11 protein-coding genes are annotated in these 12,637 nt (G+C 73.8%); 4 read left to right on the top strand and 7 right to left on the bottom strand.

Annotated features, from left to right (window positions below; genetic code table 11):
- Positions 1-89 precede the first annotated feature (89 nt).
- Positions 90-1,106, top strand: coding sequence for a mechanosensitive ion channel family protein (locus HDG68_RS10425; RefSeq protein ID WP_343037530.1), 1,017 nt, complete (start codon positions 90-92; stop codon positions 1,104-1,106).
- Between the two features lie 67 nt (positions 1,107-1,173).
- Here the strand turns inward: HDG68_RS10425 and HDG68_RS10420 are convergent, their stop codons facing one another.
- On the bottom strand, positions 1,174-1,413 hold the full coding sequence (locus tag HDG68_RS10420; protein WP_172151794.1) for a PTS sugar transporter subunit IIB: 240 nt from the start codon (positions 1,411-1,413) through the stop codon (positions 1,174-1,176).
- 158 nt (positions 1,414-1,571) lie between these two features.
- Between HDG68_RS10420 and HDG68_RS10415 the strand changes: the two genes are divergently transcribed.
- The 3 genes from HDG68_RS10415 to HDG68_RS10405 all read left to right on the top strand — a co-directional run bounded on the left by HDG68_RS10415 (position 1,572) and on the right by HDG68_RS10405 (position 4,641).
- Complete coding sequence (locus HDG68_RS10415) at positions 1,572-1,955, top strand: globin (RefSeq protein WP_172151792.1); 384 nt, start codon at positions 1,572-1,574, stop codon at positions 1,953-1,955.
- A 202-nt stretch (positions 1,956-2,157) separates the two neighbouring features.
- Positions 2,158-3,054: an acyl-CoA thioesterase domain-containing protein gene (locus tag HDG68_RS10410; RefSeq protein WP_172151790.1), complete on the top strand. Its 897-nt coding sequence runs from the start codon at positions 2,158-2,160 to the stop codon at positions 3,052-3,054.
- Between the two features lie 48 nt (positions 3,055-3,102).
- Positions 3,103-4,641: a DUF2867 domain-containing protein gene (locus HDG68_RS10405; protein WP_172151788.1), complete on the top strand. Its 1,539-nt coding sequence runs from the start codon at positions 3,103-3,105 to the stop codon at positions 4,639-4,641.
- Between the two features lie 6 nt (positions 4,642-4,647).
- On the opposite strand, the gene HDG68_RS10400 is transcribed toward HDG68_RS10405, so the two are convergent.
- From HDG68_RS10400 to HDG68_RS10375, 6 genes are all read right to left on the bottom strand, one after another.
- Complete coding sequence (locus HDG68_RS10400) at positions 4,648-5,145, bottom strand: acyl-CoA thioesterase (protein ID WP_172151786.1); 498 nt, start codon at positions 5,143-5,145, stop codon at positions 4,648-4,650.
- 43 nt (positions 5,146-5,188) lie between these two features.
- Positions 5,189-6,871 (bottom strand): P-loop NTPase family protein, encoded by a 1,683-nt coding sequence (locus tag HDG68_RS10395; RefSeq protein ID WP_172151784.1) that lies wholly within the window; start codon positions 6,869-6,871, stop codon positions 5,189-5,191.
- On the bottom strand, positions 6,868-8,958 hold the full coding sequence (locus HDG68_RS10390; protein WP_172151782.1) for a dynamin family protein: 2,091 nt from the start codon (positions 8,956-8,958) through the stop codon (positions 6,868-6,870). Before HDG68_RS10390 ends, HDG68_RS10395 begins: the two co-directional genes overlap by 4 nt.
- A gap of 152 nt (positions 8,959-9,110) precedes the next feature.
- Positions 9,111-10,061, bottom strand: coding sequence for a phosphotransferase family protein (locus HDG68_RS10385; RefSeq protein ID WP_172151780.1), 951 nt, complete (start codon positions 10,059-10,061; stop codon positions 9,111-9,113).
- 159 nt (positions 10,062-10,220) lie between these two features.
- Complete coding sequence (gene ettA, locus HDG68_RS10380; RefSeq protein WP_172151778.1) at positions 10,221-11,903, bottom strand: energy-dependent translational throttle protein EttA; 1,683 nt, start codon at positions 11,901-11,903, stop codon at positions 10,221-10,223.
- A gap of 102 nt (positions 11,904-12,005) precedes the next feature.
- Positions 12,006-12,587, bottom strand: coding sequence for a single-stranded DNA-binding protein (locus tag HDG68_RS10375; protein ID WP_172151776.1), 582 nt, complete (start codon positions 12,585-12,587; stop codon positions 12,006-12,008).
- Between the last annotated feature and the right edge of the window lie 50 nt (positions 12,588-12,637).

Here is a 12,637-nt window from a genome sequence, read left to right as displayed (position 1 = left end):
TCTTCGCCGCAGGCAGGCAGTATCCCCACGCACCGACGGTCCAGGTCGGCCGGTTTCGGCCGTCGGCGACGCCCGTTACGGTGGACGGCGTGCGTGATGCAAACGTGACCTATCTCCTGCCGTTCGACACCGACCCGAGCCCCAGTCCCTCCGAGGGTGTCCTCGAGAACACCGTGGAAGGCGTCTCCGAGGCCGGGCAGTCCTTCTGGGACTGGTTCCTCGGGTGGCCCCTGCACGTCATCGTCATCCTCGTGGTGGGCATCGTCCTGCTGGTGCTGCTGCGCCGGGTCATCTCCCACGTGACCGAGCGGATCGCCGTGGGCGGTCAGGCGTCTGCCGAGAAGTCGTGGAAGGACTGGTTCCGCCGGGCGCCCCTCATGGAGGACGCGATCGCGGTGGCGAACCCGCTGACCTCCGAACGCCGCGCCCAGCGCGCCCGCACGGTCGGCTCGGTGCTGAACTCGACCGCCAACATCGTCATCGGCGTGATGATCCTGCTGAGCATCCTGGCCCAGGTCGGCCTCGACGTCGGCCCGCTGCTGGCCTCCGCCGGTCTCGTAGGTGTCGCCATCGGTTTCGGTGCGCAGTCGCTGGTCACCGACTTCATCTCCGGCATCTTCATCCTCATCGAGGACCAGTACGGCGTGGGCGACGTGGTCGACCTCGGCGGCGGCGCGGAGGGCGTCATCGAGCAGGTCCAGCTGCGCACCACGCAGGTGCGCGCCCTGGACGGCACCCTGTGGTGGGTGCGCAACGGCGAGATCCTGCGGGCCGGCAACCGCACGCAGCGCTGGTCGCGGGCGATGGCCCAGGTGCGGGTGCCGGTGGACGCCGACGTCGAGGTGGTGCGGGCGGCGCTCGACCGGGCCTGCGAGACGGTGGCGGCGGACGCCGAGCTCGGCGGCGAGTTCCTCGAGCCGCCGGCCGTGCGCTCCGGTGTGGACGCCGTGGACGACTTCTCGATGACGTTCTCGATGATGGCCCAGGTCAAGCCGGGCATCCAGTGGGACGTCTCGCGTGCGCTGCTGCGCGCCGCCCAGTCGGAGCTGCGCTCGGTGGGGGTCCGGCGGGCCGTGCCGGTGGCCGCGCCGTCGGACGAGGGCTGACCCCGCAGCGGACGTCGACGCCCGCCGGACCTACGGGTCCGGCGGGCGTTCTCGTGTCGGGGACGGGTCAGGCCGAGGCGAGCCGCCCGTCGAGCTCGGCGGCGAGGTTGTCCGCCTCGGGGCCGACGATGACCTGGATGATGCGGCCGGAGCGCACGACGCCGAACGCACCGGAGTGCTTCAGCGCCGGCTCGTCGACGAGCTGCGGGTCGGTGACCTGGACGCGCAGCCGGGTGATGCACGGCTCGAGCTCGAGGACGTTGGTGGTGCCGCCGAGGGCCGCGAGGATGTCTTCCGCCTTGCTCATTCGCTGTCTCCCCAGGGTGAGTGTGTCGGAGTGCGTCGTTGCAGTTCCGTGACCACCCTAACCCGTCCCCGGCCGGGCCGGGAGGCGGAAGTGGTGCGGGAGCGGGGGCGTGACGGGCGCCACGGACGCCTGGCCAGGGCGTCTGGGAGGATGTGCCGGTGACGACCCCCAGCTTCTACGACGACGCCGGTGGCCATGCGACGTTCGTGCGCCTCGTGGACGTGTTCTACGAGGGCGTGGCCACCGACGAGGTCCTGCGTCCCATGTATCCCGAGGAGGATCTCGGGCCGGCGAAGGAGCGCCTCACGCTGTTCCTGGAGCAGTACTGGGGTGGTCCCACGACGTACAGCCAGCAGCGCGGGCATCCCCGGCTGCGGATGCGGCACGCGCCGTTCAAGGTCAACCCCGACGCCCGGGACCGCTGGCTGGCGCACATGCGCACCGCCGTGGACTCCCTGGACCTGGCACCGGCCCACGAGTCCCAGCTGTGGGACTACCTGGAGCGGGCGGCCTTCAGCATGATCAATACTTTCGAGGAATGATGCGGAGGTGTGCGCAGGTGAGGGCCGAGGAACGAGGCACTCGCCGCAGCACACCGCAGCAGCATTCCGAGCGTTGAGCACGAGGAATGATGCGGAGCACGGCGAGGGTGGGGCCGAGGAACGAGGACCCGTCCCGAACCGGGCGCAGCAGCATTCCGACCGACGAGCACCCTGCCTCTCTCCCAGGAAGCGAGTATCCCGCGTGACCGACCTTCCCGACGGCCCTCTGGAACGACTGCTGGCTGCACTGGACCTGCACGAGATCGAGGGGTGGGGTCCGCGCGGCGAGGACGACGTCTGGCGCGGGGACTCGGTCCCGGGGCCGGCGCGGCGCGTGTACGGGGGTCAGGTGCTGGCCCAGGCGCTGCTGGCGTGCGGGCGCACGGTGGAGGACGACCGGTTGCCGCACTCGTTGCACGCGTACTTCCTGCGGGAGGGGGCGCTGGACTCCCCGATCGACTTCGCCGTCGAGCGGCTGCGCGACGGTCGGTCCTTCAGCGCCCGTCGTACGCACGCGATCCAGGCGGGGCGGCCGATCCTGTCGTTGACGGCGTCGTTCCAGGTCGACCAGCCGGGGTACGAGGCGCACGTGCCGATGCCCGACGGCGTGCCGGCCCCGGAGGACGTGACGTCGGTGTTCGAGTCGCTCGCGGGCGTGGATCATCCGGCGGCGCGGTACTGGACGGACGGGTCGGCGTTCGAGCTGGCGCACGTCGGCGGGTCGGTGTACCTGGGGGCGGGTGACGACCCACGCCCGGAGCAGATGGTGTGGATGCGCACCCGGCACGGGGTCGACTCGGACGACCGGCTGCTGCACCGGGCGCTGCTGGCGTTCGGCTGCGACCAGGTGATGCTGGAGCCGGTGCTGCGCGGCGCGGGCAGGTCGTGGCTCGACGTCGGCAGCTCGGTGCCGATGGCGTCGCTGGACCACGCGATGTGGTTCCACCGGGACGCCCGGGCGGACGAGTGGCTGCTGTACGTGCAGGAGTCGCCGGGGGCGCAGGGCGGTCGCGGTCTGGGCCTGGCGCGCGTGTACGACCGCGCCGGCGCGCTGGTCGCGACGATCGCCCAGGAGGGCATGGTGCGGCTGCCCGCCTGATCCGGGTCTCGGGAGGCGCTCGGGGGCGACGGATCGCAGACTGGCCGGGTGAAAGCTGCGGTCACGGGAGTCACGGGATATGTCGGCGGGCGTTTGGTGCCCGAGCTGCTGGCGGCGGGTCACGAGGTGCGGGCGCTGTCGCGCGACCCGGCGCGGCTGGCGGGGCGGCCGTGGGTGGACGACGTCGAGTCGGTGGCGGCGGACGTCGGCGACCTGGACGCCGTCCGCGAGGCCCTGACCGGCGCGGACGTCGCCTACTACCTCGTGCACTCGCTGGGCACGGGGCGCACCTTCGAGGCCCGTGACCGCCGCAACGCCCTGACGTTCGCGCGCGCCGCCCGGGAGGCGGGCGTCGGGCGCATCGTCTACCTGGGCGGCCTGTACCCGGACGTGGCCGAGGGCGACCTGTCGCCCCACCTGGCCTCCCGCAAGGAGGTCGAGGAGGTGCTGCTGGCGTCGGGGGTGCCGACGACGGTGCTGCGCGCCGCGGTGATCCTGGGTTCGGGTTCGGCGTCGTTCGAGATGATGCGCTACCTGACCGAGCGGCTGCCGGCGATGACGACGCCGCGGTGGGTGGACAACCGGATCCAGCCGATCGCGATCCGGGACGTGCTGCACTACCTGGTCGGCTCGGCGACGATGCCGGCCGACGTCTCGCGGGGTTTCGACATCGGCGGGCCGGACGTGGTCACGTACCGGCAGATGATGCAGACGTACGCCCGGGTGGCGGGTCTGCCGCGGCGCGTCGTGGTCTCCGTGCCCGTGCTGACGCCGCGGCTGTCGAGCCACTGGGTCGGTCTGGTCACGCCGGTGCCCTCCGGGATCGCCCGGCCGCTGGTGGAGTCGCTGGTGCACGAGGTGGTCTGCAAGGACGAGGACGTCAAGGATCTGGTCCCGGACCCCGAGGAGGGCCTCACGGGCGTCGGGGGCGCGATCGAGCTGGCCCTGACGCGCATCCACGACGGCGAGGTCACGACCCGCTGGACGTCGGCGTCCTCGGTGCCCGGTGCGCCGTCGGACCCCCTGCCGACGGACCCGGACTGGGCGGGCGGCTCGCTCTACGTCGACGAGCGCCGCACCGTGGTGGAGGCGCCGCGCGACGTGCTGTGGCAGGTGATCGAGGAGATCGGCGGGCAGGGCGGCTGGTACTCGTGGTCGCTGGCGTGGCACGCGCGCGGCCTGCTGGACCGGCTCGTGGGCGGACCAGGACTGCGCCGGGGCCGGCGCGACGAGCACAGTCTGCGCGTCGACGACGCCCTGGACTTCTGGCGGGTGGAGGCGCTCGAGCCGGGCAAGCGGCTGCTGCTGCGTGCCGAGATGCGGCTGCCGGGCCTGGCCTGGCTGGAGCTGCGCGTCGACGAGTCCGCCGAGGAGCTGTCCGACGCCGACGACGACGCCCCCGAGCCGCAGGACGCGGCGGGCCCGGGCCGCACCTACTTCGCCCAGCGGGCCCTGTTCGCGCCGCACGGGCTGCTCGGTCAGCTCTACTGGTGGTCCGTGGCCCCGTTCCACGGGGTGGTGTTCGGCGGGATGCAGCGCAACGTCGCCCAGGAGGCGCAGCGCCGCGCGCACGACGGCGGCGCCTGAGCGGCGTCAGCGACGGCGGCGGAACTCGATCGGGTCGCCGGCGAACTCCGCGAACACGGCCCGCTCCTCGGGGCTGATCCGCCGCGGGCTACCGGTGGCGGCGTCGATCACCACGATCGTCGTGACCGCGCGGGTGTAGGGCGAGGTGCCGGACGCCGGACCCGTGCGCGCGAACCCGCCCGGTCCGCCGTCGTGCACCTCGTAGCACACCTCCAGGGAGGCGCCGCCGATCGACCCGATCCACATCTCCACCCGCACGGGGTCGCGCGTGAACTCCAGGGGACGCAGGTACTCGATCTGCTGGCCCGCGACCAGCGTGTGCGACGTCGCGTGCGGACCGGTGTCCAGGATGGCGGTCGGCCACGGGTCCTCGGCCTCGGGGTGCCGCCAGAACGCGGTGATGCGGGCGTCCTCCAGGAGCCGGAACATCGCGACGTTGTTGACGTGCTGATAGGCGTCGAGATCCGACCAGCGCAGCGAGACGGGCACGTGCAGACGAGTCATGCCCGCATCGTCGCACGACGGCGCCACGACGCCGACGACGGCGTCAGGCCGCGGCCGTGCGGGCCGCCTGCCGGCACGTCTCCAGGGCGGCGAGCTCCTCGGCGACCGGTTCGCGCAGCTCCGTGCGGGCCACGGCGAGCACCGACTCGCGCAACCGACGGCGCACCCGCCGGGACCGGCGTCGGGCACCCCAGGCACCCCACCACCGGGCGAGCAGCGCCAGCAGCAGCCCGGCCGCGACGCCGCCGAGCGCCAGGAGCGTCGGCCAGGGCACGTCGAACGTGCCACCGCCCCAGCCGGTGAGGTCCAGCGTGAGCACCGGCATCAGCAGCGGCGGCAGCTGGAAGTACGACAGCAGGGCCGAGGCGCCCAGCCAGGCGAGCCCCACCACGGCCGCGGCCAGCAGCAGCCACTGCAGCACGCCGACCAGGCGCCACCACCGCGGCCGACGCTCGGCCTCCAGTCCGGTCGACACCACCGCCTGGTCGAGGGCGTCGGGGAGCCGGTCCACGGCGCCGCTCGCCCGCTCCCGCGCGGCCAGGACCCAGGCGTCCGGTGCCCCGGCGGTCACCCGGTCCACGTACGAGCGCACGGCCGTGCCCGTCGCCGCCTGCACGCCCGGACGCGTCTGCGGCAGGGAGGTGCGCGCCAGGTCCGGACGGTCGGCCGGGACGCGCAGCTGGTCGCTGCGCAGCCCCAGGCGCTGCAGCGGGTCCTTGCGCAGGCGCGACAGCCAGCGCGTCACCGGCCAGCCGGTAGCCAGCCGGGCGTCGCGGCGCACCGACGTGCGGACCGCTTCCACCACGGTGGTGACCCCCGCGGCCTCCTCGAGCGCGTCGACCAGCGGGCCCTCCGCACGGTCGGCCGCCTTCGCCGGGGGCGCCTGTCCGCAGGCGTCCACGACGCGGGCGGCCACCGCACGGGTGTCGGCGGTCAGGCGCGCGGTCGCCGCCTCACGACGTCGGGCCGCCTCGGCCAGCAGGCTCCGCAGCGCGTCGACACCCTCTCCGGTCCGCGCCGAGACGGGCAGCACGCGGGCGCCGGACAGCCCGTCGGCGGCGACCAGGCGCCGCAGGTCGGCCAGGACGGCCTCCCGCTCGTCCCTGCCGAGCCGGTCCACCTGGTTCAGCGCCACCACGACGACGTCGGAACGGCCGGCCAGCGGCCGCAGGTAGCGTTCGTGCAGCGCCGCGTCCGCATACTTCTGCGGGTCCACGACCCACACCAGCAGGTCGGCGCGCTCGACCAGTCGCTCGGCGCGCACCCGGTGCTCCACGACGACCGAGTCGTGGTCCGGCAGGTCTAGCAGCACCAGACCGGAGCTGATCCCCGCCGGCGGGCGCACACGCCGCAGCAGCCCGCCACCGGTCCCCGCGGCAGGTTCCGGGGCCGGGTCCATCGCGTGCCGCCGGGGCACGTCCAGCCAGTCGAGCAGGTCGTCCGCACCCTCGCCCCACACCGCGGCCAGGGCGTGCGACGTCGTCGGCCGGTGGATGCCGGGTGCCGCCAGCTCGGCGTCCGCGACGGCGTTGAGCACGCTCGACTTGCCCGACCCGGTCGCCCCGGCCAGGGCGGCCACGGTGTGCTCCGGGCCGAGGCCCCCGCGCTCGCGGGCACGGTCGACGACGCCGCGCGCCGCGTCCGCGAGCTCGCGGTCGAGCCGACCCCGCCCCGCCGCCGCGGCGCGCTCCAACGCGTCGGTCCGCGTGGCCAGATCCGGCTTCATCCCTGCTCCTTGCGTCGCCAACGGCGCCAGAACGGCCGGTGCACCGGTGCGGGCTCGCCGTCGTCCCCCGGCGACGCGGCGCCGGTGCCGGTGCCCGCCGTCGTACCCGGTGCGACGGGCACGCCGTCGGGGCTCGTCGGAGGGCGGAACGTGCCGGCACCACGCAGCAGCCCGCCGCTCCACGGCCGCGTGAGCCCGTCCGCGGGCTGCGGACGAGCGGCATGCTCGGCGCGCGCCGCGTCCGAGACGGCGCGGGCCGCCTCGCGCAGCCGGTCGCCACGCACGTCGTCGGTGCCGAGCGCGTCGAGCTGGGAGGTGTACCGGGCGGCCTGGCCGCGCAGCACCGCGTCGACGCGGGCGCTCAGCCGGTCCTTGGCCTGCGCGGCCAGCCGGCGCACGGCGTCGTCCCCGAACACGGCCTCCAGGAGCTTCTGCGCGGCGACCGCGGTACCGCCCGCGATCCCGACCTCGAGGCCCGACAGACCCGCCGTCGAGGCGAACACGACGACCATCAGGCTGACGCCGAGCGCGTTGACGCCGAAGGACAGGGCGCGGGCGGTCCCGCGACGCGACTCGCCCTGCTCGCGCACGAGGGCGAGCACGTCGCCCTGCCACGCGCGGATGGACTCGGCGACCTCCGGGCGCAGGCCCGAGGCCGTGCGGGACAGCTCCAGCCCGTCGAGCAGCCCCGCACCGGCGGCGTCGCCCCGCCAGTCCGCGTAGGTCTGCTCGGCCGCCTGCTCGGCGGCGTCGAGCACCACCGACTCCAGGCCGTGCGCGATCGCCTGCTCCACCTGCGGCGCCTCCTTGGGACGCCCGCGGAAGAACCGGCCGACGGCGTCCCGGACCTTGCCGACACCGGCCTCGACCGCCCGGAAGAACTCCCCCGTGCCGACGAAGTCCTGCCAGCGGGCCAGCACCTCGCCGCGCAGCAGCGCGCCGTCGGACGTGGCCACCTCCACCTGGCGCAGCGCCTCGGCGTGATGACGCTCGACGGCCTCCCGCAGACGGGCGTCGGCGGCGTGCTGGTCGTCTGCGGCCGCAGCGAGGTCGTTGCTGCGCCGCACCAGGTCCTCGACGACGCCGTCGCGGGTGGCCGCGATGACGCGCGCGCGCGAGTCCGGGTCGCCGCCGAGCCCGGACAGCCACGTGGCGAGCTCGCCGACGGCCGACTCCGGCAGCAGCCCGTCGACCATCGTGTCCGCACCCGTGGCCTCGGGCACGACGAACAGCGCCGCGTCCGCCAGGCCGTGCTCGCGCATGAGCCTGCGCAGGTCGGTCGCGACCTCCTCGGTCCCCGGGTCGACGCGGTCCAGCACCAGCGCCACCTGCGCCCGCCGGCCGGCCGCCGTGGCGAGCAGCTCCCACGGCACCGCGTCCGCGTAGCGGGCCGCCGTCGTGACGAACAGCCACAGGTCGGCGGCACCCAGGAGCTGGGTGGCGAGCTCGCGGTTCGCCTCCTCCACGGAGTCGACGTCCGGGGCGTCCAGCAGCGCGAGCCCCTGGGGCAGGCTGCTGGAGGCCACCAGCCGCAGGACACGGGCCCCTGCGGCGGCACCCGACTCCGCGGACGCGGGTGTGCCCGCCGACCCGTGCTCGGTGGTGCGCGCGAGCCCGGGCAGCACACGGTCGGAGGAGAACCAGCGCCCGTCCATCGGGTGGTGGATCAGCACGGGTGACCGGGTGGTCGGCCGCAGCACCCCTGGGGTGGTGGCCTGCTCGCCGAGCAGCGAGTTGACCAGCGTGGACTTGCCGGCCCCCGTGGACCCGCCGACGACGACGAGCAGCGGCGCCCGCTCGGCGCGCAGCCGGGGCAGCAGGTAGTCGTCGAGCTGGTCGGTCGCACGCGCCAGGTCGGTGCGGGCGTGGTGGACCCCGGGCGCCTCGAGCGGGAGCCGCAGGGCACCCAGCCGGGCGCGCAGCGTGTCGAGGGCGTCGAGCAGCGCCGCCGTGCCGGAGTCCGGGGTCAGGGCGGAGCTGGCCGTGACCGCCTCGGCGGGGGCGGCGCCGTCGCGGTCGTCGGCAGGGCCACCCGCGTGGTCGCTCGACGACGCGGGCGGGTCCTCGGGAGCGCCGGTCTCGGTCATGTGCCCAGTCTGCACACATCGGACGTCGGGTCCGGTCACCTCGGCCGTCGTCGTGTCGCCCGGTCACCGCTGTGGGCATGAGATCTGCCGGCGATCATCGCTCGCGACCTGCAGGTTTCATGCCCACAGCGGGCGCCGGGAGGGGGTCGGGGTCAGGAGCGCAGGCGGCGGCGCAGCCAGGCGATGCAGACCTCGGCGTTCGCGCGCTGGTTGCCGCGCAGGTGCGGTACCCCGGGCGGCGCCGGTTCCAGGGACTGGGAGACGAAGTAGCCGGTGAGCGCGGCCAGCCACGCGTCGACGGCGTCGTCGTCGGTGCCGGGCGGCAGCGGGTGGCGGGCCAGGACGTCCTCGGGCGGCGGGCCTCCCCCAGCGTGGACGGAGGGGAGCAGCCCGCACAGGTCGTGGAACGCGCAGCCGCGGCCGGCCTGCGCCCAGTCGACTGCCAGGGCCCGCACGCTGCCCCCGTCGCCGACGAGCACGGCGTTGTCGCCGCGCAGGTCGCCGTGCACCACGGCGTTCCCGCGGACGGCTTCGGGAGCCTGCTCCTCGAGGTCGGCCACCCGCTCCACGTTCTGCACGAACCACGGGTCGTAGGTCGCGAGGCCGGCAGGTCGGTCTGCGGCGAGGCCGGAGGTCTCGGTGAAGGGCAGCTGGTCGGCGAGCTCCGGCAGCTCTCCGGAGGCGATCTGGTACGACCCGATCTCGCGAGCCAGCCGGGCCAGCGCGTCGAGGTCGTCCCCGGCCAGGGGCGTCGTCGGCGCACGGCCGTCGATCGCCTCGAAGGCGACCGCGACCCAGCCGCCGTCGGCGTCGATCTCCTGGAGCCAGTGGGCACGCGGCGCGGGCACCCCCGTCGGCAGCGCGCTCATCCGCGCCGCCTCCTGCCGGTTCGCTCGCGCCGAGTACCCGTGGGACACCGGCACGGCCTTGACGAACACGGTGCCGTCGTCCGTGCGCAGCGTGGACGCCAGGCCGGGCGAGTGTCCGCCGTCGTGGCTGGTCCATCCGGTCACGCGCGCACCGAGTCGCTGCTCGACGGCGGCGCGCACCTCCGGGGGGATCTGGTCCCAGGTGGGACGACGTCGCGTGGTCACCGATGCCATGCGCCGACCCTGTCGCGCGACGCTCGGCGACTCAACTCGTTTTCACCGGGACGTGCTGTGGGCGTGATTCCTGCAGACGAGAGACCGGCAATCCGGACATGTCGGGCCAGAAATCACGCCCACAGCGCGGGGTGCGCAGGGTGCGCAGGGTGCGCGGGGTCAGCCGCGGGTCAGGCGGCGGTAGGTCACGCGGTGCGGGCGCGCGGCCTCGGCGCCGAGGCGCTCGACCTTGTTCTCCTCGTACGAGGCGAAGTTGCCCTCGAACCAGTACCAGTTCGCCGGGTCCTCCTCGGTGCCCTCGTAGGCCAGGATGTGCGTGGCCACGCGGTCGAGGAACCAGCGGTCGTGGGAGACCACGACGGCACAGCCCGGGAACTCCAGCAGCGCGTTCTCCAGCGAGCCCAGGGTCTCGACGTCGAGGTCGTTGGTGGGCTCGTCGAGCAGGAGCAGGTTGCCGCCCTGCTTAAGCGTCAGCGCCAGGTTGAGGCGGTTGCGCTCACCACCGGAGAGCACACCGGCCTTCTTCTGCTGGTCGGCACCCTTGAAGCCGAACGAGGCGACGTAGGCGCGCGAGGGGATCTCGACGTTGCCGACCTGAATGAAGTCCAGACCGTCCGAGACGACCTCCCACAGCGACTTGTCCGGGTCGATCCCCCCACGGGACTGGTCCACGTAGGAGATCTTCACCGAGTCGCCGACCTTGAGGTCACCGCCGTCGAGCGGCTCCATGCCGACGATCGTCTTGAACAGCGTGGTCTTGCCGACGCCGTTCGGGCCGATGACGCCCACGATGCCGTTGCGCGGCAGCGTGAAGCTGAGCCCGTCGATGAGCTGGCGGTCGCCGAAGCCCTTCTGCAGCTTGTCGGCCTCCAGCACCAGGCTGCCCAGACGGGGGCCAGCCGGGATCTGGATCTCCTCGAAGTCGAGCTTCTTGGTGCGCTCGGCCTCGGCCGCCATCTCCTCGTAGCGGGCCAGACGCGCCTTGGACTTGGTCTGGCGTCCCTTGGCGTTCTGGCGCACCCACTCGAGCTCGTCCTTGAGGCGCTTGGACAGCTTGGCGTCCTTCTTGCCCTGCACCTCGAGGCGGGCCTGCTTCTTCTCCAGGTACGTCGAATAGTTGCCCTCGTAGGGGTAGAGGCGACCGCGGTCCACCTCGCAGATCCACTCGGCGACGTGGTCGAGGAAGTACCGGTCGTGGGTCACGGCCAGGACGGCGCCCGGGTAGGTCGCCAGGTGCTGCTCGAGCCACAGCACCGACTCGGCGTCCAGGTGGTTGGTGGGCTCGTCGAGCAGCAGCAGGTCCGGCTTCTCCAGCAGCAGCTTGCACAGCGCCACGCGGCGGCGCTCACCACCGGAGAGCACGTTGACGTCGGCGTCCGGCGGCGGGCACCGCAGGGCGTCCATCGCCTGCTCGAGCTGGTTGTCGAGGTCCCAGGCGTCGGCGGCGTCGATGGCCTCCTGCAGCTCGCCCATCTCGGCCATCAGCGCGTCGAAGTCGGCGTCGGGCTCGGCCATCAGCGCCGAGATCTCGTTGAACCGGTCGACCTTCGCCTTGATCGGGCCCACCGCCTCCTCGACGTTGCCGAGGACCGTCTTCTCGTCGTTCAGCGGAGGCTCCTGCTGCAGGATGCCCACCGTGTAGCCCGGCGACAGGCGGGCCTCGCCGTTGGACGGCTCGTCCAGACCGGCCATGATCTTCAGGATCGTCGACTTCCCGGCCCCGTTCGGACCGACGACGCCGATCTTCGCGCCGGGAAGGAAGTTCAGCGACACGTCGTCGAGGATGACCTTGTCGCCGTGCGCCTTGCGCGCCTTGTACATGGAGTAGATGAACTCAGCCACGGGCTCGTTTCCACCGTTCGATCGCGCTTCGTCAGGGATTGCGGCAGGCAGGCCGGCGGACCGGCGTGCGACCGGTCCCCCAGCCTACGCGACGCCGTCCGGTCAGGCGCCGACGGGCTCGACGTCCGCCGGCCGCGCCGCGCCCGTCAGGGACTCCTCGACGTCGTCCTCGTCCGCCGAGCCGTCGTCCGACGCCGAGGGCACCGCGCCCGGGGGCACCTCGCCCGCCCCGCCGGACGACTGCGTGGCCAGACCCGTCTGCCACGGGTCCGGACGCTGCCCCTGGCCGCCACCCGGACCGGGCTGCCCGGGCAGCTCGTCGAGCACCACCTTCGTGTAGCTCGTCAGGCCGCGGGTCGCGTCCGGGCCGACGGCGTCCGCCTCGACGATCAGCGCGTACCGCTCCCTGCCCTCCTTGTCGACCCACTCCTCGCTCGACAGCCGCCCGGTGACCACCACCGGCTGGCCCTGCACCAGCGACGCCGTCACGGTGCGGGCCGCCCGCCCGAACGCCTTGACGGTGAACCAGGTGGTCCGCCCGTCCTGCCACTCGCCGGTGACGCCGTCCCGCACCCGCCGGGTGCTCGCCACCCGGAAGCTGGTCCACGGCACCTGGTTCGCCGACAGGTGCAGCGGCGGCATGGTCCCCACGTATCCCGTCAAGGTCACGGTGGCCTGGCTCATGCGTCCTCCTGAGGTCCGGTGGCCGGCACCGTGCCGGCCGCTCGGACCCA

It is taken from the genome of Isoptericola chiayiensis, from assembly GCF_013149805.1.
Taxonomy (GTDB): domain Bacteria; phylum Actinomycetota; class Actinomycetes; order Actinomycetales; family Cellulomonadaceae; genus Isoptericola; species Isoptericola chiayiensis.
The sequence above is the reverse complement of the archived record's forward strand: the minus strand, read 5'-3'. Positions and strand labels throughout refer to the sequence as shown.

What these genes read in the sequence shown, in the direction of transcription:
- HDG68_RS10395 (WP_172151784.1), bottom strand. Translation starts at nt 6,871, where the DNA reads ATGAAGCCGGATCTGGCCACGCGGACCGACGCGTTGGAGCGCGCCGCG.
- HDG68_RS10375 (WP_172151776.1), bottom strand. Translation starts at nt 12,587, where the DNA reads ATGAGCCAGGCCACCGTGACCTTGACGGGATACGTGGGGACCATGCCG.
- HDG68_RS10390 (WP_172151782.1), bottom strand. Translation starts at nt 8,958, where the DNA reads ATGACCGAGACCGGCGCTCCCGAGGACCCGCCCGCGTCGTCGAGCGAC.
- HDG68_RS10385 (WP_172151780.1), bottom strand. Translation starts at nt 10,061, where the DNA reads ATGGCATCGGTGACCACGCGACGTCGTCCCACCTGGGACCAGATCCCC.
- HDG68_RS10400 (WP_172151786.1), bottom strand. Translation starts at nt 5,145, where the DNA reads ATGACTCGTCTGCACGTGCCCGTCTCGCTGCGCTGGTCGGATCTCGAC.
- HDG68_RS10420 (WP_172151794.1), bottom strand. Translation starts at nt 1,413, where the DNA reads ATGAGCAAGGCGGAAGACATCCTCGCGGCCCTCGGCGGCACCACCAAC.